Here is a 24477-nt window from a genome sequence, read left to right on the forward strand (position 1 = left end):
GCCAGACCATTCGGTGACCCAAATCGATATTTTTTACGATCGGTGCGATGAAAATTTTAAACGGAACCCCGGCATGGATTTGACGGCGGAAAATCTCGGCGTTCGTCGCGGCGAAGATTTCATATTCATGAATGTTTCCTTCAAGTTAAGTGACGGCGAAGCGCTGGTGCTAACCGGCCGCAACGGCTCGGGAAAATCGACGCTCCTGCGTACGGTGGCCGGCCTGCTGCGCGCCGAACAGGGACGCATAAATATAGCCGGCAAAGGAATAGAACCGGACATGCGCCCGTCGGAGGCCTGCCATTATCTCGGCCATCGCAACGCGATGAAAACAGAACTGACCGTTTCGGAAAACCTGCGGTTCTGGAAAGACTTCCTCGGTGATTTTTCCGGCGGCGCGGGTGTGGATATCGATGAGGCGGCCGAGATCGTCGGCCTTGCCGGTATCACCCATCTGCCCTTCGGTTATCTGTCCGCCGGCCAGCAACGGCGTTTTGCCATGGCGAAGCTTTTGATCGCATGGCGGCCAGTATGGATTCTCGACGAACCAACCGCCGCCCTCGACAAAGCTGCGGACCACATGTTTACCGATCTCGTCAAGAACCACCTGTCCTGCGGCGGTATCGTCATCGCCGCGACCCACCAGCCGCTTGGGCTGGACAATGCGCACGAATTGCAGATGACGGGCTTTTTAGATGTGGAGGCCTGGACATGAGGGGCGTGGGCGCGGGACATACCCCCCTCTGCCCTGCCGGGCATCTCTCCCTAAAGGGGGGAGGTCGACCTGAGGCAAGGTTTCGCCCACATCAACGTTTGCGAATGAAGTGGTGGCACGGCTTCTTGCCGATCTCCCCCCTTGAGGGGGAGATGTCCGGCAGGACAGAGGGGGGTGCCGCAGCCTCGGGAACGAGGGCGCCCCGATGACCGCCCTCTTCTTCCGCGACATCAAGCTCTCCATCCGTGCCGGCGGCGGCGCGTTGATCGGCGTGCTGTTTTTCATGACCGTGGTGGCCGTTATCCCCTTCGGCGTCGGACCCGATCTCAACCTGCTGGCACGCATCGGCCCGGCCATCGTCTGGATCGGCGCGCTTCTTTCCGCCCTTCTCGGCCTCGACCGGCTGTTTCAGGCAGAGCGTGAGGATGGCTCGCTCGACCTTATTCTCATGCAGGAAAACCCGCTGGTCCTGACCGTGCTCGTCAAATGCCTGGCGCACTGGGTGGCGACCGGCCTGCCGCTGGTGCTTGCTTCTCCATTGCTCGGCCTGTTCATGAACATGGATGAAGTGGCGATCGGCGCCGTGATGCTGACGCTTCTGGTCGGCTCGCCCGCCATCACTTTCATCGGCGCGGTGGGTGCCGCCGTCGCCGTCGCCTTGCCGCGTGGCGGTCTTCTGGTCTCCATCCTCGTCCTGCCGCTGGCCGTTCCGGTGCTGATCTTCGGCGTCAGCGCCTCCTATGCGGCGGTGCAGGACCCGGCACCCTTTCTGCCGCCATTCCTTATTCTCTGCGCGATCACGTTATTTTCAGCCGTAACCGGCCCTTTCTTCGCCGCTTTGGCGTTGCGTAGTGTTATGGATTGATGAAACCGCGACTGCCGATCTACGATTGACGGGGATCAATTGCGGGACAGCCATTCTCGGGTTACACAAACGGCATGAACGAGCAGACCTTCACCATCACCAAATTCAGCGATCTCGCCAATCCCACGCGGTTTCTGGCGCTGGCGGCCCGTATTCTGCCCTGGCTGGGAACGTTGACGGCGCTGGTGCTGGCCGCCGGTCTTTATCTGTCCTTCACGAGCGAGGGCGATTACCAGCAGGGTTACACCGTGCGCATCATGTATGTGCACGTTCCCTCCGCCTGGCTTGCCATGATGTGTTATACGGTCATGGCGGTCTCGGCCATCGGCACTCTCGTGTGGCGTCATCCGGTCGCGGATGTCAGCCACAAGGCCGCCGCCCCCATCGGCGCAGCCTTCACGCTCATTGCCCTCGTCACCGGCTCGCTCTGGGGTAAACCCATGTGGGGAACCTGGTGGGTCTGGGACGCACGCCTGACATCCGTCTTCGTCCTCTTTCTGATGTATCTCGGGCTGATCGCACTCAATCGCGCCATGGACGACCCCTCCAGAGCCGCCCGGCTCAGCGCCGTGCTGATCCTCGTGGGTTTCGTGAATATTCCCATCATCAAATTTTCGGTCGAGTGGTGGAACACCCTGCATCAACCGGCAAGCGTCGTCCGCATGGGCGGCTCAGCCATCGATGCGGAATTTCTCTGGCCGCTTCTCACCATGGCGATCGGCTTCACGCTGCTGTTCTTCACATTGCACATCGCCGCCATGCGCAACGAAATCTGGCGAAGGCGTGTCGCGGCCCAGCGGCGGCTCGCCGCCCGCATGGCGAACCGGGAGGCATGAGATTATGACGCACGCCTTTTATATCGGCATGTCCTATGCGGCGACCGGCCTCGTCGTCCTCTGTCTCATCGCCTGGGTCGTCGTCGACGGTCAGGCGCGCAAACGGGAGCTGAAGGAATTGGAGGCGTCCGGCGTGCGCCGCAGGACGAAAGCTGCTTCTGCGGGTGACGCCCGATGACGCAGGCCGGCCAGGAACAGAACACAAAGGCCAAAACGACGGGCCGCGCACGTTATGCGCTGGCGCTGCTGCCACTTCTGCTTTTCGGCGGCTTTGCCTTCATCGCCGGCAAGATGCTCTACGATCAGGACGTCAACGGGCTGGATATCAGCGCCATTCCATCAGCGCTCATCGGCACCAAAGCGCCGACTTTGTCGCTGCCGCCGCTGGAAGGCTCGAACCTGCCGGCGCTGACCGACGCCGCCATCAAAGGCAAGTTGACGCTGGTGAACGTCTTCGCCTCCTGGTGCATTCCCTGCCGTCAGGAGCACCCTATCCTTCAGGAACTGTCGAAAGACAGCCGCATCACGATCGTCGGTATCAATTACAAGGACAGTCAGGACAATGCGCTTCGCTTTCTCGGCGAACTCGGCAATCCATTTGCGGCGATAGGTGTCGACCCCAACGGCAAGGCTGCTATCGACTGGGGTGTCTACGGCATTCCCGAAAGTTATCTGGTCGGTGCAGACGGCACGATCCTTTACAAAAAGGTCGGCCCTTTCGATGCCCGAAGCGTCGAACGGGACTTGCTGCCAGCCATCACGGCCGCAGCCGGAAAATAACTCACCTGCCTAAGGACATCTGCCTTTGAACCCGGGCAATGTGCACCTTCCAAGTCCGAATCCGGCAGACATGTTCACATCTGCGGAAGGGCGTTCTGCCATACCTTGATCGCCTCGACAGGCCAGACCAGCATGACGACATTCAGCGTCAGATTATCGCGGATCAGCCAGCCGGTGAAGAGTTCGAAGAAGATGGCGATCGCCACCGTCAGCCACACCGGCACGCGGGCGGCGAACAGGAAACCCAGCACCATGAAAACCGTATCCATCGCCGAGTTCAATATGCTGTCGCCGGCGTACCCCAGCGCCATGGTCGCCGTACGGTAACGATCGATAATGAGAGGCGAGTTTTCGAGAATTTCCCAAGCCGCCTCGACCAGAACCGCAACGGAAAGCCGCATGGAAAGCGGCTTTTTGCGGAACAGCAGCCAGGCGAACCAGTAAAACAGGAAGCCGTGGATGATGTGCGACGGCGTGTACCAGTCGGCTAGGTGCTGAGAATTGCCCGGCGTGTTCACACCCGGTTCGAACAGCTTCACATATCCGCATTCGCAAATGGGAATGCGGCCCATGACATAAAGAATGACGATCTGCAGGAGAAGCAGCCCGGCGGCCACACCGAACCATTTGAGCGACCGCGAACGGGAAACCGGCATCTCCGCAACTGTCATTTTTCGTCCTTGTTGAGCGGTTCGAGCGAATGACGCATGACGAGCGGCATCTGCGCCATGGTGAAGATGATGGTGATCGGCATCGTGCCCCACACCTTGAAGGCCACCCATGCATCGGTGGAAAACATGCGCCAGACCACCTCGTTCATGACCGCGAGAAAGAGGAAAAACACACCCCAGCGCAAAGTCAGCTTGCGCCAGCCCTCATCGTTCAGCTTGAACGCCGAATTGAAGACATAACCGAGCAGCGACTGGCCGAAGAACAGGCCGCCGAGCAGGATGACGCCGAACAGAGTGTTGACGATCGTCGGCTTCATCTTGATGAAAGTGTCGTTCTGCAACCAAAGTGTCAGCGCACCGAAGACCAAAACCACGATGCCCGAAATCAGCGGCATCATAGGCAGCTTTCGCGTCAGTATCCATGAAACAGAAAGCGCGACAGCAGTTGCGATCATGAACAGGCCAGTGGCGATGAAGATCGGCCCGCCGAACTCCGTCAGCACCGGAAAAGTGGATGCCAGCCATTCGCCACGGGAGTTGGCGAAAAAGAACACCATGAGCGGACCAAGCTCGAGCACGAATTTCAGGAGCGGGCTGATTTCCGCCACCATCTTTTCGCTTTCCTTGGAATTGCTTTCAATATCCATACTCAAACTCCCGCAATGGCCTTGGCGAAATCTTCCGCCTCGAAGGGCTCCAGATCGTCCACACCTTCACCCACACCGATGAAATACACCGGCAGCTTGTGTTTTGCAGCAATGGCAACGAGGATACCGCCCCGCGCCGTGCCATCCAATTTTGTCATAATCAGGCCCGAAACGCCCGCGACGTTGCGGAATATCTCCACCTGGTTGAGGGCGTTCTGCCCGGTCGTCGCATCCAGCGTCTGAAGCACGGTGTGCGGCGCATCCGGATCGAGCTTGCCAAGCACCCGCACAATCTTTTCCAGTTCCGCCATCAGCTCCGTCTTGTTCTGCAAGCGACCGGCGGTATCGATGATGAGCACGTCGCTTTTTTCAGCCCGCGCCTGCTCATAGGCATCGTAAGCCAGACCCGAGGCATCCGCCCCAAGCTTGGTGCCGATGAATTGCGAGCCGGTGCGATCGGCCCAGATCTTGAGCTGCTCGATTGCCGCGGCTCGAAAAGTGTCGCCAGCCGCCAGCATGACCTTGAGGCCCGAGCCGGACAGCTTGGCGGCGAGTTTGCCGATGGTCGTCGTCTTGCCGGTGCCGTTCACACCCACGACGAGAATGACATGCGGCTTGTGCGAAAGATCGAGTTCCAGCGGTTTTGCGACGGGTTTCAGGACCTTGGTAATCTCGCCCGCCATGATGCGCGCCACATCCTCGCCGCTGACATCCTTGCCATAACGTTCCGAAGACAGGACACCGGTAATGCGCATGGCTGTCTCGACACCCAGATCCGACTGGATGAGAAGATCTTCCAGTTCGTCGAGCGTGTCCTCGTCCAGCTTTCGCTTGGTGAACAGCGCCGAAATCTGGGTGGTCAGCTGCGATGAGGTGCGCGCAAGCCCGGCCCGCAGACGCTGAAACCAGCTGAGCTTCGGCTGCGGTGCTTCGTCCGCAGGCTCTTCGCGCTCACTCGCCGATGAAAAGCCCTTCGGCAAAGCGGACGAAACCGCAGGGGGTTCGACTGCGCGCGCAGACTCCGCCTCATCGAGCAACGCATCCATCGCATCCGCATCGAGCACGGCATCGGCAGCTTGCGGCAAAACCTCTGCCTGTTCTTCGGCGGCGGCTTCGGCCTGCAACAGCGACAACGGCACGACACCGATATCACCGGCAAGCTCCACACCGGGCAGAAGCGGCGCGTCCTCTTCCTCTTCGTCTTCGGAAACGGCCACATTTGGCGTCTCGTCCGAAGCCGGCCCACCGGCCGTCTCGATCTCCAGTTCGGAAACCGGGTCCTTCTCAACAATGGGATGTGCTTCGGCTTCGCTCAGCGCCTCGTCGAAAGAGGCGTTTTCCTTGGCGCGTTCAAGCGCGGAATCCTCTTGCGGCCGGTCGCCCGTCCCGGTCTTGTCCTTGCCGAACGAAAAGACTTTTTTGATGAAGCCGAGGGCCATGGTCGTTTCCGTGTCTTTATCTCGTGCCGCTTCAGGCCGCGTCCGCCGCCAGAAGCTTCATGTTCAGATGTTTGCCGTTGTGGCCGGTAATCGCAACCTGCGCAAGAGTGCGCGGGAGAAGATGCGGCGTCGCCACCAGCGTGAAATTGTCGGTATGCGCAAAACCGGTGTTTTCCACCAGGATCGTCTGCACCGAACCGACCATGTTTTGCAAATGTGCGAGCCTGAGCGCCTCGCCGCGCCCGCGAAGCCTTGCCGCCCGCTCCTTCACCAGCGCCCGGTCGAGCTGCGGCATGCGCGCGGCGGGTGTGCCGGAACGCGGGCTATAGGGAAATACATGCAGGCTGGAAATGCCGCATTCTTCCGCCAGCGTCGCAGCATTTTCGAACATCTCTTCCGTCTCGGTCGGAAAACCGGCGATCATATCAGCACCGAAAGCGATATCCGGCCGGAGCGACCGCACCTCGTGACAGAAGCGAATGGCGTCGGCCCGCGAATGGCGGCGCTTCATGCGTTTCAGGATCATGTCGTCGCCGTGCTGAAGCGACAGGTGCAGATGCGGCATGAAACGCGGCTCGCCGCCAATCAAATCCATCAGATGATGGTCGGCCTCGATGCTGTCGATGGAGGAAAGCCGCAGCCTCGAGATTTCCGGCACCTGCTTCAGCAATGTCTTGGCAAGATACCCAAGCGAAGGTTCGCCCGGCAGGTCGGCCCCATAACTGGTTGCATCAACACCGGTCAGCACGATTTCGCAATAGCCGCTTTCCGTCAGCTTGCGCGCCTGCTCCACCACAGCACCCATCGGCACGGAGCGGGAATTGCCGCGGCCATAGGGGATGATGCAGAAGGTGCAGCGATGATCGCAGCCGTTCTGCACCTGAATGAAGGCGCGCACGTGCCCATCAATGTGCTTGACCATCTGCGGCGCGGTCGCCTTGATGCTCATGATGTCGTTGACGCGCAGCTTTTCTTCCGCCGAAACGCCGAAATCCGGCAGAGCGCGATAGGAGGCGCTTTTCAGCTTTTCCTCATTGCCCAGCACCGCATCCACCTCGGGCATCTCGGCAAAGGTCTCTTTTTCCGTCTGCGCGGCGCAGCCGGTGACGATGATGCGGGCATGCGGATTGTCGCGCCTTGCCCGGCGGATGGCCTGGCGCGCCTGGCGCACCGCCTCGCCCGTCACGGCGCAGGTATTGACCAGCACGGCATTGTTGAGCCCGGCCTTTTCGGCCTCCGCCCGCATCACTTCCGATTCATAGGTATTGAGACGGCAGCCGAAGGTTATGACCTCGACGCCGCTCATATGGCCCCCTGCTCGGCCATGGCGTCCCGCGACCAGACGCCGGTGACGGGATCGACCATGCCGGACCATTCCCATTCGGCCGGCCCGGTCATGACGACGTGATCGTCCTCGCGCCATTCGATGGTCAGCGGCACGCGCACGGGGCTGGAGGCGACATCAATGGTGACCTTCCTGCCGGTGCGGCCGGTGCGCGCGGCGGAAACAGCGGCGGCACAGGCGGCGGAACCGCAGGCGAGCGTCAGCCCGGCGCCGCGTTCCCATGTACGGGTGCGAAGCGCGCTGTCGGAAATCACCTGCGCCAGCGTGATATTGGCCTTTTCCGGAAACATCGGGTGGTTTTCGAGAAGCGGTCCGAAGCGTCCCAGATCGAAATCCATCGGGTCGCGATCCACCCAGAAAATCGCATGCGGGTTGCCCATGGACATGACGGCGGGCGAATGCAGGATCGGCGCGTCGATCGGCCCGATCTGCAATTCGATGCGGCTCGTATCGTGGAACTCCTCCGAAAGCGGAATATCGCTCCAACGGAAACGCGGCAGGCCCATATCCACGGAGATCATACCGTCTTCATGCTCTACGGCATTGAGGATGCCCGCGACCGTCTGGAAAGTGAAAGAGGTCTTGCCCGTCTCGGACGACAACGCCTGCACCACACAACGCGTGCCGTTGCCGCAAGCCTGCGCCTTTGTGCCGTCGCAATTGAGAATATCGATAAAGGCGTCGGTGCCGCCGACACGCGGATCGTGGATCGCCATGATCTGGTCGAACTGCGTGGCGGGATCGGCATTGAGCGCGATTGCCGCCGAGGGCGTCACCATATCCTTGCGGCCGCGCATATCGACAACGAGGATCTTGTTGCCAAGCCCGTTCATCTTCGCAAATTCGACCGTATCCGCCATCGCCTTGAACCTGAAAACTACCTGAAACCGGATTGAAAACGGGCTTCTACCCGCGCTTTCGCTCTATATGGCGGAAAGGACGGTAAATTACCAGACTGTTGCAGCGCAAACCGGGCAGCACTCAGACGGAAGGCGTGTCGAAAACCTCGCCCGGACGCATGGGCCGGAAACGGCTCTCGTCTACCCCCTGCCCGGCAAGTGCTGCCTTGAGCGCCGCAAGCGGCGCATCGACCGCCTCATCGGTCAGTTGCACCGTGCCCCAATGGTGGCCGCAGACATGCGCGGCACCGCAAATCTTCATGCCTTCCACGGCTTCCGCCGGGTTCTGGTGCTGGCCCTTCATGAACCAGCGCGGCTCGTAAGCACCGAAGGGCAGATTGGCGAGGCGGAAATCACCATGCTTCTTACGTGCGGCGTGATAATTGAGGCCATCGTGGAAGCCGGTATCGCCGATGTGGTAGATCTTGCCACCCGGCGTTTCGATGACGAAGGCGGCCCATAACGCCATGCGCCGGTCATTCAGGCCACGCGCAGACCAGTGGTGGCAGGGTTCGAAATGAATTTTGACCGCACCCATCTCCACGACATCGCCCCAATCACCCACCTTGATGCGCGCCGCCTCAACGCCGGTGCGGATGATGGCGTCATTGCCGATCGGCGTAATGAAAAGCGGCTTATGCGCCACATGCAGACGCTTCAGCGTCTCCATATCCAGATGGTCGTAGTGATTATGCGTCACCAGCACCAGATCGATGGGCGGCAAGTCCTCAAAACGGATACCGGGCGGGTTGACGCGTTTGGGACCGGCGAAACTGAACGGGCTGGTGCGCTCGGACCATACGGGATCGATGAGAATATTCAGCCCCGCTGTCTGGATGAGAAAGGAGGCGTGGCCGACGAAGGTGACGCGGATGTCCTTGCCATCGACCCGGCTTTCGGGTTTTGCGAAGGGAAAGGGGCTCGGATAGCTTTCCGGCCACCTGGTGCGCTCGCCATTAAATCGCCATTTCATGAGATCCATGAAATTGCCGGGCGGCAAACCGTCGGGATTGAAGAAACGCGTCCCGTCGAAATGATCGGAGACCGGACCGCTATAATAGGCCCCGGCGTTCGAACGGCGCGCAAACAGGCCGCCGCCCGCGAGAGCAAGCAGACCAAGTGCGGAAAAACGAAAGAAGTTTCGACGTTTCATGGAAAAGGTATAGGGAGCGGAACGACGCCGTTCAAGCATCGCCGTTGCGCCTTGGGTCCGATCACGCAAAGATGAAGAAGCATGCGTTGCCGTGTGAAAAACCGGCACGGTCTTGACTTTTCCCGCGCATTCCTGTTTATCGCCGCCAATCAGCTGGCAGTTTCACGACTCCAAGCCGCCGACCGGGACCCGCAAAGGTATAAAGAGATCCAGGAGGTCAACACCCGACAGCGCGATGCGCCCTCGGGTGCTTTTTGGCTTTGCGTCTTGTTTTTGGCAGCGAAAGCACCGACGTTTCGGAGACCCCGGAACGAAGAAGGAATAAACGATGTTTGAAAACCTCCAGGACCGCCTTGGTTCCATTCTGAATGGACTGACCGGCCGTGGCGCGCTGACGGAAGCCGATGTTGCTGCCGCCCTGCGCGAGGTTCGCCGTGCGCTTCTGGAAGCGGACGTTGCGCTGGAAGTCGTGCGCTCCTTTACTGACAAGGTGCGTGAAAAGGCTGTCGGCGCAGCTGTTCTGAAATCCATCAAGCCCGGCCAGATGGTCGTCAAGATCGTGCATGACGAACTTGTCGAGATGCTCGGCACCGAAGGCGTCTCGATCGACCTGCATGCGGCCGCCCCCGTCGTCATCATGATGGTGGGTCTGCAGGGTTCGGGCAAGACCACGACCACCGGCAAGATCGCCAAGCGCCTGACCGACCGCGAGAAGAAGAAGGTGCTGATGGCATCTCTCGACACGCGCCGTCCGGCAGCACAGGAACAGCTTCGCCAGCTGGGCGTGCAGACCGGCGTCGACACGCTGCCGGTCATCGCCGGCCAGTCGCCGGTCGATATCGCCGCGCGCGCCGTGCAGGCAGCCAAGCTCGGCGGCCATGACGTCGTCATTCTCGACACCGCCGGCCGCACCCATATCGACGAACCCTTGATGCTGGAAATGGCCGACATCAAGAAGAAGTCCAACCCGCATGAAATCCTGCTGGTCGCGGATTCGCTGACCGGTCAGGACGCCGTCAACCTCGCGCGCAACTTCGATGAGCGTGTCGGCATTACCGGCCTCGTGCTGACCCGTATGGACGGCGACGGACGCGGCGGTGCTGCCCTCTCCATGCGCGCCGTCACCGGCAAGCCGATCAAGCTGATCGGTATCGGCGAGCGCATGAACGAACTCGACGAGTTCCATCCGCGCCGTATCGCCGACCGTATTCTCGGCATGGGCGACATCGTCTCGCTGGTCGAGAAGGCCGCCGAAAACATCGATGCGGAAAAAGCCCGCGCCATGGCCGAAAAGATGGCCAAGGGCAAGTTCGACCTCAACGATCTCTCCGACCAGCTTGGCCAGATGAAGAAGATGGGCGGTATGGGCGGCATCATGGGGCTGATGCCCGGCATGGCCGGCATGAAGGACAAGATGGCTTCGGCCGGTATGAACGACAAGATGTTCGACCGCCAGATCGCCATCATCTCGTCGATGACCAGGGCGGAACGCGCCAATCCCGATATTCTGAAACACAGCCGCAAGAAGCGCATTGCCGCCGGTTCCGGCACCGATGCCGCTGAAATCAACAAGCTCTTGAAGATGCATCGCGGCATGGCCGACATGATGAAAGCCATGGGCGGCAAGGGTAAAGGCGGCATCATGAAGCAGATGATGGGCGGCCTTGCGGGCAAGATGGGGCTTGGTGGTCTTGGGGGCGGCGGTATGCCCGATCTGTCGAACATCGACCCGAAGCAGCTCGAAGCGCTCCAGAAGCAAGCTGAAGCCGCCGGTCTCGGCAAGCCGGGCGCTATGCCCGGTCTTGGTGGTCTTCCGGGTGGTTTGCCTGGTCTCGGCGGGGCCAAGCTGCCGGGTCTGGGCGGTATGCCGGGCCTGCCGGGCTTCCCGAAAAAGAAGTGAGGGCAACGCCAGTGAACAACACAGAAGTGAAAGCCCAGCTTTCCGAATACCGCCAGTCGATCGACAATATCGATGCCGCACTGGTTCACATTCTTGCCGAACGTTTCCGCTGCACCAAAGCGGTGGGCGTACTGAAGGCAAAATACAATTTGCCGCCGGCGGACCCGGCGCGCGAGGAATACCAGATCGAACGCCTTCGCCGTCTGGCGAAGGATGCCAATCTGGATCCGGATTTCGCCGAGAAGTTTTTAAACTTCGTCATCACGGAAGTCATCCGGCATCATGAAGCAATAGCCGCCGAACACGGCGGTACTGAAAAGACCGCCTGACCGGCGGACAAGCCATCTTAAGGAGTAAATCACATGGCACTTAAAATTCGTCTCGCACGCGGTGGTTCCAAGAAGCGCCCGTATTACCAGATCGTCGTTGCTGACGCCCGTTCGCCCCGCGACGGCCGTTTCCTCGAGAAGGTCGGTTCCTGGAACCCGATGCTTGCCAAGGACAACCCGCAGCGCATCGAGCTGAAGGCTGACCTCATCAAGGAATGGATCGCCAAGGGCGCACAGCCGACCGACCGCGTTCTGCGCTTCCTCGCAGAGGCCGGCGTTGCCGAGCGCGCCGTTCGCAGCAACCCGGAAAAGGCACTGCCGGGCAAGCGCGCTCTGGAACGCGTTGCAGAAAAGAAGCAGAAGGCTGAAGATGCAGCTGCTGCCGCAGCAGAAGCCTCTGCTGCAGAATAATCTGCATTAGAATTTTAGAGAACGGGTGGCGTGGTTTTCCATGCCGCCCGTTTTTTGTTTATTTTGGCATCAATAAACTTTAGAGCCTCAGGAACTATGCTCTAACGTGTTGAATCTGCGCATCGTGCCCTGTGAAATCGATTCCGATTTTCACGCCGATGCTGTAAACCAGACGCAACCAACACCAGAAGACGGACGGCCCGATGGCAAAGCTGGAAAACCCGATACTCATGGCAAAGATCGGCGGCGCACAGGGATTGCGCGGCGAAGTCCGTGTCAGCACCTATACGGACGAACCGATGGCGCTCGGCGACTATGGCAATCTGGTCAGCGCCGATGGCCGCGTCTTCGAAATTCTGGAGGTTCGCGAGAGCAAGAATGTCGTCGTCGTCCGCTTCAGGGGCATCAATGACCGCAACGCGGCGGAAAGCCTGAATGGGCTTGAACTGTTTATCGAACGCGACAATCTGCCGGATGACGAACTGGACGACGACGAATTTTATTATGCCGATCTCGAAGGGCTGGAAGCCGTCGATGCCGAAGGCAAAAGTTATGGCGCCGTCAGCGCCGTCTACGATTTTGGCGCGGGTGACCTGCTGGAACTGAAGGGCGCAGGCCGCCGCCCCGCCCTCATTCCGTTTTCGGAGGCGGCCGTGCTTGAAATCGATCTGGAGGCGAGACGCATTCTCATCGATCCGATGGCCGCCGGCCTGATCGACAATCCCGACGACAAAGACGAAACCGGCACATCGCCTTTCGGCAAGAAATAAAACCAATGACCTTCAAGGCTACCGTTCTGACGCTCTACCCGGAAATGTTTCCGGGGCATCTCGGATATTCGCTGGCGGGCAAAGCGCTGGAGCGTGGGCAATGGTCGCTTGAGGCCGTGCAGATTCGCGAATTCGCCACCGACCGGCACAGAAGCGTCGATGATACACCGGCAGGCGGCGGCGCCGGCATGGTGCTGAAACCCGACATTCTGGCCGCAGCCATCGATCATGTTTCTGACGGAGATACGCGACCGCGCCTGCTGATGAGCCCGCGCGGCAAACCGCTGTCGCAGGACCGCGTGCGCGAACTGGCGGCGGGCGATGGCGCAATCATCGTGTGCGGCCGTTTCGAAGGCGTCGACCAGCGGGTGATCGATGCGCGTGGGTTGGAGGAAGTATCGATCGGTGACTATATCCTCTCCGGCGGCGAACCGGCGGCTCTGACGCTTCTGGACGCCATCGTGCGCATTCTGCCGGGTGTCATGGGCAACGATCTTTCCGGCGTGCATGAAAGCTTCGAGGGCGGGCTACTGGAGCATCCGCATTATACCCGTCCGCAACTCTGGGAAGACCGCGACATCCCCGCCGTTCTGACCTCCGGCAACCACGCCGTCATCGACAAATGGCGACGCGAACAGGCACTGGCGCTGACGAAGGAAAGACGGCCCGACCTTCTGGAGAAGGCAACGGCTCAGGTCGAGACGAAATAATAAGCCGTCAATATCAGTCCGACCGCAATCACCAGCCAGCGGATGATCCATTGCGGCACCCGTCTTGCCGCGTGCACGCCCACATATCCACCAAGTGCCGCCGCCGGAAACATGATGAGGGCTGCCCACCAGGAAACGACGCCGCCGCTGACGAATATCGTAATGGCGATGACGGCGATCACCACCGACAGCAGGTTCTTCAGCGCATTCAGATGATGATAGCTGCCGCCCGAAGTCATTCCGAGGATGGCCAGCATCATGATGCCCATGCCCGCCCCGAAAAAACCGCCATAGACGGAGGCAAGCCCCTGAAAGACAAGGCTCGTGAAGTTACCGGGCGAACGCTCGGCACTGGCCTTCGGCCGCAGCCACGGGCCGGCGGCGAAAACGGCAGTGGCGGCGAGAAGCAGCCATGGCACAAGCTGGCGGAAGGAGGGGTTGTCGAGCGACAGCAACAGGAGCGACCCCGCCAGCCCGCCGACGATCGAAACGACCGACAGCAGGATCGCCTCGCGCCAGTGGGCGCGGATTTCCGGCCCATAGGCAATCACGGACGTGATGTAGCCTGGAAACTGCACGATCGCCGACGTAGCGTTGGCGACGATGGGCGGCAGACCGGCAAGCGTCATCGCCCCGAAGGTCAGGAAGGTGCCGCCGCCGGCAATCGCATTGACGACACCCGACAGAAAACCGGTCGCAATAAGCATCAGAATAATGAAAATCGACATGGCCCCTCCCAAGGTTGCCATGCCATAGCTGGTGAAACACACCTTCGCAACTGCCGTCATGTCGCGCAGAATTGATAAAATATTGTCATGAAGGGATGACAAATGGCGCAGTCTCGTATATGTGCGCGCTTGGAATTGGGGTTTTCCCCTTTAACCGCAAGCAAAGAATGGCGAACCCGCTCCTGCCGCAAGGCATAGTCTGAAGGCATTGACCGAAAGACAATCGTTGAGCGCTCTGGCTGTTTCAGAAGAAATCAGAGGTTAACATGACCAATATCATTCAGCAGCTGGAAGCCGAACAGGCTGCCAAGATCGAAGCAAAGCGCACCCTGCCTGAGTTTTCTCCGGGCGACACGCTGCGCGTCAACGTTCGCGTGACCGAAGGTACCCGTACCCGCGTTCAGGCTTACGAAGGCGTTTGCATCGCCCGTTCCGGCGGTGGCCTTTCCGAAAGCTTCACCGTTCGCAAGATTTCCTACGGCGAAGGCGTCGAGCGCGTGTTCCCGATCTACTCCCCGCTGGTCGAAGGCGTTGAAATCGTTCGCCGCGGTAAGGTTCGTCGCGCGAAGCTCTATTACCTGCGCGATCGTCGCGGCAAGGCTGCCCGTATCGTTGAGAACACCGGTACACGCGCGCGCAAGCTGAACGAATCCGAGCGCCAGGCAATTGTCGAAGAAAAGGCACGCCTGGAAGCTGAAAAGGTAGCAGCAGCACAGGCTCTCGCCGCCGAAAAGGCAGCAGCCGAAGCCGCAGAAGCCAAGGCAGCGGAAGAAGCAGCAAAGGCTGCGGAAGCCACAGCGGAATAAGATTTCCATTTCGATGGATCTACGGGAAAGGCGGTCTTAGGACCGCCTTTTTTGTTGCGCCGTCATGCGACAAAAATTCGGTCGACAACTTTACGGTCCGCAGAAACCAGCGCCCCTTTACCTCTCGCCTCTCTTCGAAATGTCTTCACGTCGACAGATCAAGATCAAAGTCGTATTGCTACTTATTCTTTCGCTTAATTTCTTTAGAACATTCTCGAATAGCATTGCCTAGTTTTACGTATTGTGCAATTTTCGCGCAGTTTTAGGTGTTGATATGTTTTTATTTAATTCTTTTTTAACAAAAAATAAGCGTGCTTTCTTCGCTGTCGGCCTTGCCAGCGCGCTCATGAATATTCTTAACCTCTCAGGCTCCCTTTTCATGCTGGAGGTTTATGATCGCATTCTGCCCAGCAAGAGTATTCCCTCCCTTGTCGCCCTGGTTGTTCTGCTGATTATTCTCTATGCCTTTCTTGTGGGGTTCGACATTCTGCGCGGCCGGATATTGGCGCGCATCTCGGACGCTATGGACGATGCGCTCAATCAAAAGCTCTTCAGGGCGTCGATCAGCGCGCCACTTGCCGCTTATGGCAAGATCGATGGACTGCAGATCGTTGGCGATCTCGATCAGATACGCCAGTTCTTGTCCGGCCCCGGGCCGGCAGCTTTCTTTGATATTCCCTGGCTGCCCATCTATCTGCTGATCTGTTTCGCCTTGCATCCGTGGATCGGTTTTGCCGTGCTCGGCGGTGCCCTCGTCCTTGTCGTGTTGACGCTCATAACCAACTGGCTCACCGAAAGGGCGACCAAGCAGGCTTATGCCGTACGCGGGCAGCGAAATGCACTCGTCGGCAGCAGTCAGCGCAACATCGAATCCATCAAAACCATGGGCATGATGAGTGCGGTGACGTCGATGTGGGACGATCTGCACTCCAGATATCGCGCTGTCACTCTGTCGACATCGGACACGGCGGGCACGCTCAGCGCGATTTCCCGAACATTCCGCCTGTTGTTACAGTCAGGTGTGATGGCAATCGGCGCCTGGCTGGTTATCGAGGGGAATGCCTCAGCGGGTAGCATTATCGCAGGCTCCATCCTCTCGGCAAAGGCGCTAGGCCCCGTCGAACAGGCGATTGCAAACTGGCGCAGCTTCATGACCGCGCGACAGGGCTGGAATCGCATCAACGAATTTCTCCAACTCGTGCCGGAACCCTCACAGCCGCTCTCCCTGCCGCCACCGAAATATACCGTGGCTATTGATCGCGTGACCGGCGGTCCGCCCAATGGCGCGCGCGACACCGTGGCCGATATTTCCTTTACGCTGAACGCGGGCGATGGTCTTGGCATCATTGGCCCCAGCGCATCCGGTAAATCCACGCTGGCGCGTTTGATAACCGGTATCTGGCCCTATGAACGGGGTTCCGTGCGCTTCGATGGGGCTGCGCTGAACCAGTGGGATTTCGACCTTCTCGGTAAGTCCATCGGTTACATGCCCCAGCAGGTGGAGCTGATGCCGGGCACGGTGGCGCAAAATATCGCGCGTTTCGATCGGGATGCGACGGCGAAAGCGATCATTACCGCAGCCAAGGCCGCTCAGGTCCATGAAATGATCCTGAACCTGCCGAACGGTTACGACACCTATATCGGTGACCGTGGAGAGGCATTGTCAGGCGGACAAAAACAGCGCATCGGCCTTGCGAGAGCGCTTTTCGGAGAACCGTTCTTCGTCATTCTCGATGAACCGAACTCAAATCTGGACAGCGAAGGCGAAACAGCCTTGCGTAACGCCATTGGCGACGTCAGGAGCCGGGGCGGCATCGTGGTCGTCATTGCCCATCGCCCCAGCGCCATAGAAAGCGTCAATCTCGTGATGGTGATGAGCAACGGCCGAATGCTTCGCTTTGGCACCAAGGAAGAGGTGCTTGCGCAAATCCTGCGGCAGAACATTCGCCAGGTACCCGAAACAGAGGAAGACATACGCAAGCTGGAAAACAGGGTGAGTGAAAATGGGTGAGGCAGAGAAAACCGGCATGACGAATGCATCCATTATCAAACACTCGGCCGCCGTGACCATTCTTGCCGTCGGCCTTCTTTTCGGTTTGGGCGGCTGGGCGGCTCTGGCGAAACTTTCTGGTGCGGTCGTGGCCACGGGCCGGGTTGTTGTCGAGGGGAACTCCAAAAAGATTCAGCATCTTTCCGGCGGTATCGTCAGCGAGATCAATGTTGCTGAAGGTGACACGGTGGAGGCCGGTCAAATCTTGCTGCGGCTGAGCGGCACGATCGTTCAGGCGAACCTGTCCATCGTCGAAAATACGCTTGCGCAAGTCTATGCGCGCCGCGCGCGTCTGCGGGCCGAGATTTCCGATGCGTCCTCTTTCACTACGCCCGAAGATCTGGCCGTCTTGACCAATTCCAAGGCTGCCAAAACTTTCAGCGACAGTGAGCAGAACCTTTTCAACAGCCGTCGCAGTGCGCTGATCGGCATGAAAAAACAGTTGGCCACGCGCAAGGATCAGCTCGCCGACGAGGCGCGCGGCATGGACGTTCAGATCGAGGCGACCAACAATGAACTGAGTATTGTAAGGGAAGACGTTTCCAAGACACGGGAACTCTACGCGAAGGGTCTCGTAACGCTTCAGCGCCTCAATCTTCTCAAGCGGCAGCTTTCCAATCTTGAAGGTCAGCAGGGCCAATATATGGCCTCACGTGCACAGACGGTGGGTAAGCTGAGCGAAATGGACTTGCAGTTGCTTCAGCTCGACGAGGACCGCAAATCCGAGGTCACAAAAGATTTGACCTCAATCGAAGCGACTGTCGCGGAATATGAAGAACGGCTTGCGGCAACGCGTGACCAGCTGGATCGCCTCGATATTCGCTCGCCGATCGCGGGGCGCATCTACCAGCTGTCGGTGCACAATATAAATGGCGTCATTCAGCCGGGCGAAGTGCTTATGCTGGTCGTTCCGGCGAAGGAAGACCTTGCGATCGACGCCAATGTCCTTCCGAGCGACATCGACCAGATTTACGTCGGGCAGCCGGTGACCATCCGGTTCACCGCTTTCAACCAAAGCACCACACCGGATGTAAACGCTGAAGTCGCCGTCGTCGCACCGGACCTGCAGACAGATTCCCGCACCGGGGCATCATATTATGCGCTGCGCATCAAGCCGAGCAAAACCGGCATGGATCATTTGCCTGGCAGGCGGTTATACCCGGGCATGCCGGCCGAAGTCTTCATACAGACGAGCGAAAGAAGTGTTCTTTCCTATTTTGTAAAACCATTCCAGGACAGGCTTAGAAAGACGTTCCTGCAGGAATAAACGACGTTTATTGCAGTTTTTTTTAGAGAATATTCCGAAATACACCAAAAACGAGAATTTATCCGAAAAAAACAATTTCTCATATTGTCTTGTCGTTTATGATGTACTAAATATTGCCCGTAATATTTATTATAAATTTAATTTCGATTAATCGAATCTCAAAAATTTGTAGGAGAGTAAAATGGCTTTAAAAGTAACTTTCGGTAATGGCGGTGCCGCTTCGGTTTCGTCACTCACCAGTCTGGTCGATCAGGAAGCTTATAAGCTCCTCACGGAATCGACGGCACAAGTCAAAAACGGCTCTTCGCTCGAATCAGGCGTGGTCAACGTCGGGGCCGTATCGGTTCCCGGCAGTGGCGCTGGCGGCAAGGTCGATGTCGGTTACGACCCCAACGCAAACGGTTTCACATTCGACGTAAGTTCGTCGTGGAATTCGGTGAAGAACGCTCTCGCCCAGTCCGATACCTCTGAAAACCTTACGTTCAAGGATTTCGTTCAGGTGGACGTTCTCCTCGGCGGCACAGGTTCGTCCAACGTTGAAGTTCACAATGCCAAGCGTGGTAACATCGCGACCGGCGCGGGCAACGACACGGTCAACCTATCTGTCGTTTCGAACGATAAGAGCTGGGTAAACGCTTTCAAGATCGATACCGGCGCAGGCAACGATACTGTCACCGTCAAGGCCGGCACCGTGAGTGGTATCGCGGGCGTCACCGATGGCAGCTACACGTCCGTCAAGATCGACGCCGGCGCAGGTAATGATGAAATCAACCTGAGCGGCGTAAAGCTCGCTTCGTCGCTGGTGACCGGCGGCACGGGCATCGATCGGATCACTGCAAGCGGTGGAGCCGATACCTTCGTCTTCAATCTGGGCGACATGGCGAAGAGCCTTGCCACAGATACCATCTCCGGCTTCAATGCCGCCATGGACAAGCTGAAGCTGGTCGGCACGACAGTCGATCAGTGGGCGGTGTCAACATTCGATGACGATACCATCCTGAACTACAACGTAACCGGTGAGCACAAGGGTGAGAAAATCGTCCTCTCGGGTGTTCACCTCACCGGTAACGATTGGTTCACCGCATAATTCTCTCATAGAGAAGTGCACTAGCGACACTCCGTAGAATCATGGCCCGGATTATGTCCGGGCCACGTTTTTTAGCGCAATGCTTTACGAGGGAATTGCGGTTCACGAAGATGGCCGTGCCGAGCGTATCGGACCAAAAATGTCGCGACAGCCGGCAGACCCGGCTGTCTGTCTTTCCGAAAATCAGGCGGCTTCTGCCTGATTGCCCATTTTGCGCGCCGCGATGATGACGAGCACACCTGCAAGCGCAAGGCAGAAGGCAAGGAAGAACATCGGCGCAATCGTACTGCCGGTCTGGTCCTTGATCCACGGCACCACATTCTGCGCCACGAAGCCACCCAGATTGCCGACGGAATTGATTGCGGCGATGCCGGCGGCAGCACCGGCCCCCTTAAGGAAACGTCCGGGAAGGCTCCAGAACACCGGCTGGCCGGCAAAAATGCCCGCAGCGGCAATGCAGAGGAAGGCGAACTGCAAGACCGGATTGGTGAGCAACGCCGACATCAGCAGGCAAAATGCACCGATGAAGGCGGGACCGACGATATAGGGCGTCTTGTTTTTGGCCTTGTCGGCCGCCAGGGGCACAACGAACAGCGCAACAGCCACGATCACCCAGGGGATGATGTTGATGAAGCCATTGGCGGTATCGGAAACGCCGAAGCCCTTCACGATCGTCGGAAGCCAGTAGCTGAGACCATAGGCCGCCAGCGGAAAACCGACATAGCATAGCGCCATGAACAGCACGCGCGGATTGATCAACGCCTTGAAGCCGTCCTCCGCGTGCTCTTCCATGCCCTTGTTTTCTTCGGCCAGCCGGTTCTTCAGCCAGTCCTTTTCAGCCTGCGTCAGGAACTTCGCCTTTTCCGGCGTATCATCAAGATAAAAGAAAGTGACGATGCCGGCGATCACAGCGGGAATACCCGTTGCCAGAAACACCCATTCCCACCCGGCATATCCGAGCAGGCCATCAAGGTCGAGCAGCATGCCGCCAAGCGGTGCGCCGATTGCATTGGCAAGCGCGCTGAAGATCATGAACAGGCCAATCATCCGTCCACGATAATCACGCGGGAACCAGAGCGTCATCAGGAACAGCACGCCCGGGAAGAAACCAGCCTCGCAAAGCCCGAGCAGGAAACGCAGGATGTAGAACATGGTGGCGTTCTGCGTATAGGCGAGCGCAATGGTGACGGCGCCCCAAGAGACCAGAATGCGGGCGAACCATTTGCTGGCGCCGAAACGGTTGAGGAACAGGTTGCTCGGAACCTCAAAGAGGAAATAGCCGATGAAAAACAGCGACGCGCCAAGACCATAGGCATATTCGCTGAGGCTGAGCGCATCGACCATCTGCAGCTTGGCAAAGCTGACATTCTGCCGGTCGATATAGGCGATGAGATAGAGAAGGCCAAGAAACGGCATCAGCCGCCAGGTGATCTTCGAGATAAGGGATTTTTCCGATACCATGTGCTTTTCCTCCCTTCGATTGCTCGTCGAAATGCAAATGATAAGGGGACCCATCTATATGTGCGATGCAAAATACGCAAGTTGCATCGCGTCATGACCAAAGACGGAACAGCTGCATAGGCGGCCTTTTACTATCAGAAACCGATGCTGCAACGCACATAAACACGACGTTACCGACGGCACGCATTCATATTGCCGCGAAACCGGCAATCTGCTATGAAGTCCCTCATGGGATCTAAATTCGGATGTCTCGCGCAGAATGTTTATGTGCTGCAGGACCACAAGCGTCTGCCGGCACGGTTTTTCGCGCGCATTTCCGGGGCGCTCAATAGCCGACTTAGGCTCGCCTGACAGCACCCGCTGTCCACCGCCTGCTGAACCCTGATTTTACCTTTTCCATGACAAGGCACAGAGCCATGAGCGCACCCCGCACCCTGTATGACAAGATCTGGGACGACCACGTCGTCAATCGTGACCCGGACGGAACCTGTCTTCTCTATATCGACCGTCACCTGGTTCACGAGGTGACGAGCCCGCAGGCCTTCGAAGGCCTGCGCATTGCTGGCCGTCCGGTGCACTCGCCCACCCGCACGCTTGCCGTGGTCGATCATAACGTGCCCACCACCGCCGATCGGCTGGAAGGCATCAAGAACGAGGAAAGCCGTATTCAGGTGGAAGCGCTTGCGCAAAACGCCAGGGATTTCGGTGTCGAATATTATTCCGAGCGCGACAAGCGCCAGGGCATCGTCCATATCGTCGGCCCCGAACAGGGCTTCACCCTGCCAGGCATGACCATCGTTTGCGGCGACAGCCACACCTCCACCCATGGCGCTTTCGGCGCGCTCGCGCACGGCATCGGCACGTCGGAAGTGGAGCACGTGCTGGCGACCCAGACGCTGATCCAGAAGAAAGCCAAGAACATGCTGGTGCGTGTCGATGGCAAGGTTCCGGACGGCGTCACCGCCAAGGACATCATCCTCGCCATTATTGGTGAGATCGGTACGGCGGGCGGCACCGGCCATGTGATCGAATTTGCAGGCGAGGCGATCCGTTCGCTCTCCATGGAAGGCCGTATGACGGTTTGCAACATGACCATCGAGGGCGGCGCCCGCGCCGGTCTGATCGCACCTGATGAGACCACTTTCGATTACATCAAGGACAAGCCGCGCGCGCCGAAGGGCGAGACGCTGGAAGAGGCCATTGCCTACTGGAAGACGCTGAAATCCGACGAAGGTGCGCATTATGACAAGGTCGTGGTGCTGAACGCAGCCAATCTGCCGCCGATCGTCTCGTGGGGCTCATCGCCAGAGGACGTGACCTCCGTTGAGGGCATCGTCCCCAATCCTGACGATATCGCGGAAGAGAACAAGCGTACCTCGAAATGGCGTGCGCTGGACTATATGGGCCTGAAACCCGGCACTCGCATCACCGATATCGCTATCGACCGCGTCTTCATCGGCTCCTGCACCAACGGCCGCATTGAAGATCTTCGCGCCGCAGCGAAGATCGTCGATGGCCGCAAGGTTGCGTCCACCGTCTCGGCCATGATCGTGCCCGGCTCCGGTCTCGTGAAGGAACAGGCGGAAAAGGAAGGTCTGGACAAGATTTTCCTCGAAGCCGGTTTCGAATGGCGCGAGCCGGGATGCTCCATGTGTCTCGCCATGAATGACGACCGCCTGAAGCCCGGCGAACGCTGTGCCTCCACCTCGAACCGCAATTTCGAGGGCCGGCAGGGCTACAAAAGCCGCACCCACCTCGTCTCCCCCGCCATGGCGGCGGCAGCCGCGATCGCTGGTCATTTCGTTGATGTTCGCGAGTGGCGGTAATTATCGATAGCGCCTGAAACAAAAACCCCCGGAGCGATCCGGGGTTTTTTGTTGGGATCTCATTCCGAAATGATCTTCACCCGCTGGCCGGGCTGAAGTGTCGCGGTGGCGCTCATCGCATTCATCATGCGGAACATGTCGAGCTTGCGGTCGGTTCCCATCATCCTTGCGGCAACCGTCGCCACCGTTTCACCGGGCTTCACCGTCACCACCCGCACCCGTAGCGGTTTCAGAGAAGCAATCTCCGGCGGAGTCATTTTGCGGAAACTCGTGCGCAGCACATTGGCGATGGAATCGAGCTGCGTGTTGCCCTTCGGCACCGCCGTCAGGAAACGGAATATCTGCTGCCCGACACGGATGACGGTCACGTCGAAATCCCATTTGTCCGCCGTCGCCCGGGCTGTCGCGGCCTGCAGACCGTTGATCTGGATTTCCTTCACGGTTTCCGGCATCAGGCCGGCAACCCAGCCACTGGTCAGGTAGTTGGCAAGTGTGGTCTGTTTCGGATCGGCCACGCCGTCAAAACGGATGGCCACATCGCCCGGTCCGGTCGCAAGAACAGCCTCCACCTTGTTGTCGATGACGAAACCTTCCGGCACGTCGAAGCGGATACCGAGCGTTCCGTGCAGGAACGTCTGGCCCCGGACGTAACCTTCCTGCGGGCTGTCGCCGTAAAGCAGGCCGTCTATGCCATCCAGAAACCAGTCGCGGCCACGATCCCCGACTTGGCCCTCCTGGCCGAAGGCGCGGGCATGCCGGCGCGCGAGCTCGATGCGCTGCGGCGTGTTGGGGTGGCTGGAAAGAAAGTCGAGGCTCTGGTCGTTTTCGGGATCGGCCGAGGAAAACCGTGCATAGGCCGCCATGGAATCCAGAAAACGTGGCGATGCAAAGGGGTCGTAACCGGCCTCGCCCAGCATGCGCACACCAATCACGTCCGCCTGCAATTCCTGCTGGCGCGAAAAGGCCGCGAGCCGCAGCTTGCCGCGCGCAAGCGCCTGCTTGCCGGCAAGATCGCTGGACAGCACCTCGGCGACCACGCGGCTTGCAATCACCTCCGCCTCTTCCCGGCGCTGGCGCTCGATACCGTGGTTCGCGGTGACATGGCCCATCTCATGCGAAAGCACGGCGGCCACTTCCGAGGCATCGTTGGCGAGAGCAAGAAGCCCGCGCGTCACGTAAAGATAGCCGCCCGGCAACGCAAAGGCGTTGATGGCCGGCGAGTTCAGAATGGTAATGCGATAGGATTGCTGCGGATTTTCCGACACGGCCGTCAGCGCACCGGCGATGCGGGCGACAAGCCGTTCCGTTTTGGCGTCCCGATATTCACCGCCATAACTCGCCACGATGCGGGGGTGCTCGCGCGCGCCCATCTGGGCACGGGGATCGTTCTTCTGCACCTCTTCCACGGTCTGTGGATTGTCCGATGGGCGCAACGTGGACTGGTAGGCAGGGCTGAAAAGAGACTGGCACGATGACAGAAGCACAGCGGATGCAGCCAGCACGGAACAGGCTGCAATCGCCCTGCCCGAACGGCGAAGACCTGAACGGGAGAAGAGCCTCCACTGTGCAGTCATGCTATTTCTCATTCTGTATGCCTGCCCCTAACGTTCCTGATCATCCGTTAATTGCAGACCAGAATAACAGATTCGCCCCAACGAGCCATGAATGTCGAAACGGTAAAAACGATCCATCAAGTCCGGAATATTCCTGAAGAACGCAATAATTCTCGTCTTTTCTCGGGCAACAACTTGAAACTAGCAAGTGCAAATTAGCGCCATTGAA

General features: G+C 58.8%; 24 protein-coding genes. 15 read left to right on the forward strand and 9 right to left on the reverse strand.

What is annotated here, in order from left to right; all coding sequences use genetic code 11:
- Positions 1–73: 73 nt before the first annotated feature.
- The 5 genes from ccmA (at position 74) to QSK43_RS12370 (ending at position 3196) form a co-directional block, all read left to right on the forward strand.
- Complete coding sequence (gene ccmA, locus QSK43_RS12350; protein WP_332303671.1) at positions 74–715, forward strand: heme ABC exporter ATP-binding protein CcmA; 642 nt, start codon at positions 74–76, stop codon at positions 713–715.
- Positions 716–920: 205 nt separating this feature from the next.
- Positions 921–1580, forward strand: coding sequence for a heme exporter protein CcmB (ccmB, locus tag QSK43_RS12355; protein ID WP_332303672.1), 660 nt, complete (start codon positions 921–923; stop codon positions 1578–1580).
- Between the two features lie 74 nt (positions 1581–1654).
- Complete coding sequence (locus QSK43_RS12360; protein ID WP_332303673.1) at positions 1655–2416, forward strand: heme ABC transporter permease; 762 nt, start codon at positions 1655–1657, stop codon at positions 2414–2416.
- A gap of 4 nt (positions 2417–2420) precedes the next feature.
- On the forward strand, positions 2421–2594 hold the full coding sequence (gene ccmD / locus QSK43_RS12365; RefSeq protein ID WP_045019533.1) for a heme exporter protein CcmD: 174 nt from the start codon (positions 2421–2423) through the stop codon (positions 2592–2594).
- Positions 2591–3196, forward strand: a complete 606-nt coding sequence (locus QSK43_RS12370) for a DsbE family thiol:disulfide interchange protein (RefSeq protein ID WP_332303674.1) — start codon at positions 2591–2593, stop codon at positions 3194–3196. Before ccmD ends, QSK43_RS12370 begins: the two co-directional genes overlap by 4 nt.
- A gap of 74 nt (positions 3197–3270) precedes the next feature.
- On the opposite strand, the gene QSK43_RS12375 is transcribed toward QSK43_RS12370, so the two are convergent.
- The 6 genes from QSK43_RS12375 to QSK43_RS12400 form a co-directional block, all read right to left on the reverse strand.
- Entirely contained in the window at positions 3271–3867 is a 597-nt protein-coding gene (locus QSK43_RS12375) for a DUF2585 domain-containing protein (protein WP_332303675.1), read from the reverse strand.
- Positions 3864–4514, reverse strand: a complete 651-nt coding sequence (locus QSK43_RS12380) for a septation protein A (protein WP_045019527.1) — start codon at positions 4512–4514, stop codon at positions 3864–3866. Before QSK43_RS12380 ends, QSK43_RS12375 begins: the two co-directional genes overlap by 4 nt.
- A 2-nt stretch (positions 4515–4516) precedes the next feature.
- On the reverse strand, positions 4517–5953 hold the full coding sequence (gene ftsY / locus QSK43_RS12385) for a signal recognition particle-docking protein FtsY (RefSeq protein WP_332303676.1): 1437 nt from the start codon (positions 5951–5953) through the stop codon (positions 4517–4519).
- Between the two features lie 31 nt (positions 5954–5984).
- Positions 5985–7259, reverse strand: coding sequence for a tRNA (N(6)-L-threonylcarbamoyladenosine(37)-C(2))-methylthiotransferase MtaB (gene mtaB / locus QSK43_RS12390; protein ID WP_332303677.1), 1275 nt, complete (start codon positions 7257–7259; stop codon positions 5985–5987).
- Positions 7256–8158, reverse strand: a complete 903-nt coding sequence (dapF, locus tag QSK43_RS12395; RefSeq protein ID WP_332303678.1) for a diaminopimelate epimerase — start codon at positions 8156–8158, stop codon at positions 7256–7258. The genes mtaB and dapF overlap by 4 nt, the downstream gene beginning before the upstream one ends.
- Before the next feature lie 121 nt (positions 8159–8279).
- Complete coding sequence (locus tag QSK43_RS12400) at positions 8280–9389, reverse strand: MBL fold metallo-hydrolase (RefSeq protein ID WP_332303679.1); 1110 nt, start codon at positions 9387–9389, stop codon at positions 8280–8282.
- 289 nt (positions 9390–9678) lie between these two features.
- On the opposite strand from QSK43_RS12400, the gene ffh reads away from it, so the two are divergent.
- The 5 genes from ffh to trmD all read left to right on the forward strand — a co-directional run bounded on the left by ffh (position 9679) and on the right by trmD (position 13470).
- Positions 9679–11250, forward strand: a complete 1572-nt coding sequence (ffh, locus tag QSK43_RS12405) for a signal recognition particle protein (protein ID WP_332303680.1) — start codon at positions 9679–9681, stop codon at positions 11248–11250.
- 11 nt (positions 11251–11261) lie between these two features.
- Positions 11262–11579, forward strand: a complete 318-nt coding sequence (locus QSK43_RS12410) for a chorismate mutase (RefSeq protein WP_332303681.1) — start codon at positions 11262–11264, stop codon at positions 11577–11579.
- 33 nt (positions 11580–11612) lie between these two features.
- A complete protein-coding gene (rpsP, locus tag QSK43_RS12415; RefSeq protein WP_045019514.1) occupies positions 11613–11990 on the forward strand; it encodes a 30S ribosomal protein S16 in 378 nt (125 codons plus the stop codon).
- Positions 11991–12193: 203 nt separating this feature from the next.
- Positions 12194–12760, forward strand: coding sequence for a ribosome maturation factor RimM (gene rimM, locus QSK43_RS12420; RefSeq protein WP_332303682.1), 567 nt, complete (start codon positions 12194–12196; stop codon positions 12758–12760).
- 5 nt (positions 12761–12765) lie between these two features.
- On the forward strand, positions 12766–13470 hold the full coding sequence (gene trmD / locus QSK43_RS12425) for a tRNA (guanosine(37)-N1)-methyltransferase TrmD (protein ID WP_332303683.1): 705 nt from the start codon (positions 12766–12768) through the stop codon (positions 13468–13470).
- Here trmD and QSK43_RS12430 read toward each other — a convergent pair.
- Positions 13452–14198, reverse strand: a complete 747-nt coding sequence (locus QSK43_RS12430) for a sulfite exporter TauE/SafE family protein (protein ID WP_332303684.1) — start codon at positions 14196–14198, stop codon at positions 13452–13454. The genes trmD and QSK43_RS12430 overlap by 19 nt on opposite strands.
- A gap of 266 nt (positions 14199–14464) precedes the next feature.
- Here QSK43_RS12430 and rplS point away from each other — a divergent pair, with 266 nt between their 5' ends.
- The 4 genes from rplS to QSK43_RS12450 all read left to right on the forward strand — a co-directional run bounded on the left by rplS (position 14465) and on the right by QSK43_RS12450 (position 19408).
- Positions 14465–15004 (forward strand): 50S ribosomal protein L19, encoded by a 540-nt coding sequence (gene rplS, locus QSK43_RS12435; protein ID WP_045019506.1) that lies wholly within the window; start codon positions 14465–14467, stop codon positions 15002–15004.
- 274 nt (positions 15005–15278) lie between these two features.
- Positions 15279–17015: a type I secretion system permease/ATPase gene (locus tag QSK43_RS12440; RefSeq protein WP_332303685.1), complete on the forward strand. Its 1737-nt coding sequence runs from the start codon at positions 15279–15281 to the stop codon at positions 17013–17015.
- Positions 17008–18321 (forward strand): HlyD family type I secretion periplasmic adaptor subunit, encoded by a 1314-nt coding sequence (locus tag QSK43_RS12445; RefSeq protein ID WP_332303686.1) that lies wholly within the window; start codon positions 17008–17010, stop codon positions 18319–18321. Before QSK43_RS12440 ends, QSK43_RS12445 begins: the two co-directional genes overlap by 8 nt.
- A 181-nt stretch (positions 18322–18502) precedes the next feature.
- Positions 18503–19408: a rhizobiocin gene (locus QSK43_RS12450; RefSeq protein ID WP_332303687.1), complete on the forward strand. Its 906-nt coding sequence runs from the start codon at positions 18503–18505 to the stop codon at positions 19406–19408.
- Between the two features lie 183 nt (positions 19409–19591).
- On the opposite strand, the gene QSK43_RS12455 is transcribed toward QSK43_RS12450, so the two are convergent.
- The gene (locus QSK43_RS12455) at positions 19592–20869 is read right to left on the reverse strand and encodes an MFS transporter (RefSeq protein WP_332303688.1); all 1278 of its coding nucleotides are present in this window, start codon (positions 20867–20869) and stop codon (positions 19592–19594) included.
- A 416-nt stretch (positions 20870–21285) separates the two neighbouring features.
- On the opposite strand from QSK43_RS12455, the gene leuC reads away from it, so the two are divergent.
- Positions 21286–22695 (forward strand): 3-isopropylmalate dehydratase large subunit, encoded by a 1410-nt coding sequence (gene leuC / locus QSK43_RS12460; protein WP_332303689.1) that lies wholly within the window; start codon positions 21286–21288, stop codon positions 22693–22695.
- Positions 22696–22754: 59 nt separating this feature from the next.
- Here leuC and QSK43_RS12465 read toward each other — a convergent pair whose 3' ends face one another.
- Positions 22755–24269, reverse strand: a complete 1515-nt coding sequence (locus tag QSK43_RS12465) for a M48 family metalloprotease (protein ID WP_332303690.1) — start codon at positions 24267–24269, stop codon at positions 22755–22757.
- Positions 24270–24477 lie beyond the last annotated feature (208 nt).

It is taken from the genome of Rhizobium sp. GR12 (assembly GCF_036596185.1).
In the GTDB taxonomy this organism is placed as follows: Bacteria; Pseudomonadota; Alphaproteobacteria; order Rhizobiales; family Rhizobiaceae; genus Agrobacterium; species Agrobacterium nepotum.

What these genes read in the sequence shown, in the direction of transcription:
- rpsP (WP_045019514.1), top strand. Translation starts at nt 11,613, where the DNA reads ATGGCACTTAAAATTCGTCTCGCACGCGGTGGTTCCAAGAAGCGCCCG.
- QSK43_RS12440 (WP_332303685.1), top strand. Translation starts at nt 15,279, where the DNA reads ATGTTTTTATTTAATTCTTTTTTAACAAAAAATAAGCGTGCTTTCTTC.
- QSK43_RS12455 (WP_332303688.1), bottom strand. Translation starts at nt 20,869, where the DNA reads ATGGTATCGGAAAAATCCCTTATCTCGAAGATCACCTGGCGGCTGATG.
- rplS (WP_045019506.1), top strand. Translation starts at nt 14,465, where the DNA reads ATGACCAATATCATTCAGCAGCTGGAAGCCGAACAGGCTGCCAAGATC.
- ccmD (WP_045019533.1), top strand. Translation starts at nt 2,421, where the DNA reads ATGACGCACGCCTTTTATATCGGCATGTCCTATGCGGCGACCGGCCTC.
- rimM (WP_332303682.1), top strand. Translation starts at nt 12,194, where the DNA reads ATGGCAAAGCTGGAAAACCCGATACTCATGGCAAAGATCGGCGGCGCA.
- QSK43_RS12380 (WP_045019527.1), bottom strand. Translation starts at nt 4,514, where the DNA reads ATGGATATTGAAAGCAATTCCAAGGAAAGCGAAAAGATGGTGGCGGAA.
- QSK43_RS12450 (WP_332303687.1), top strand. Translation starts at nt 18,503, where the DNA reads ATGGCTTTAAAAGTAACTTTCGGTAATGGCGGTGCCGCTTCGGTTTCG.
- mtaB (WP_332303677.1), bottom strand. Translation starts at nt 7,259, where the DNA reads ATGAGCGGCGTCGAGGTCATAACCTTCGGCTGCCGTCTCAATACCTAT.
- QSK43_RS12430 (WP_332303684.1), bottom strand. Translation starts at nt 14,198, where the DNA reads ATGTCGATTTTCATTATTCTGATGCTTATTGCGACCGGTTTTCTGTCG.
- QSK43_RS12360 (WP_332303673.1), top strand. Translation starts at nt 1,655, where the DNA reads ATGAACGAGCAGACCTTCACCATCACCAAATTCAGCGATCTCGCCAAT.
- ffh (WP_332303680.1), top strand. Translation starts at nt 9,679, where the DNA reads ATGTTTGAAAACCTCCAGGACCGCCTTGGTTCCATTCTGAATGGACTG.
- trmD (WP_332303683.1), top strand. Translation starts at nt 12,766, where the DNA reads ATGACCTTCAAGGCTACCGTTCTGACGCTCTACCCGGAAATGTTTCCG.
- QSK43_RS12465 (WP_332303690.1), bottom strand. Translation starts at nt 24,269, where the DNA reads ATGACTGCACAGTGGAGGCTCTTCTCCCGTTCAGGTCTTCGCCGTTCG.
- QSK43_RS12370 (WP_332303674.1), top strand. Translation starts at nt 2,591, where the DNA reads ATGACGCAGGCCGGCCAGGAACAGAACACAAAGGCCAAAACGACGGGC.
- QSK43_RS12445 (WP_332303686.1), top strand. Translation starts at nt 17,008, where the DNA reads ATGGGTGAGGCAGAGAAAACCGGCATGACGAATGCATCCATTATCAAA.
- QSK43_RS12400 (WP_332303679.1), bottom strand. Translation starts at nt 9,389, where the DNA reads ATGCTTGAACGGCGTCGTTCCGCTCCCTATACCTTTTCCATGAAACGT.
- leuC (WP_332303689.1), top strand. Translation starts at nt 21,286, where the DNA reads ATGAGCGCACCCCGCACCCTGTATGACAAGATCTGGGACGACCACGTC.
- dapF (WP_332303678.1), bottom strand. Translation starts at nt 8,158, where the DNA reads ATGGCGGATACGGTCGAATTTGCGAAGATGAACGGGCTTGGCAACAAG.
- ccmA (WP_332303671.1), top strand. Translation starts at nt 74, where the DNA reads ATGGATTTGACGGCGGAAAATCTCGGCGTTCGTCGCGGCGAAGATTTC.
- ccmB (WP_332303672.1), top strand. Translation starts at nt 921, where the DNA reads ATGACCGCCCTCTTCTTCCGCGACATCAAGCTCTCCATCCGTGCCGGC.
- QSK43_RS12375 (WP_332303675.1), bottom strand. Translation starts at nt 3,867, where the DNA reads ATGACAGTTGCGGAGATGCCGGTTTCCCGTTCGCGGTCGCTCAAATGG.
- ftsY (WP_332303676.1), bottom strand. Translation starts at nt 5,953, where the DNA reads ATGGCCCTCGGCTTCATCAAAAAAGTCTTTTCGTTCGGCAAGGACAAG.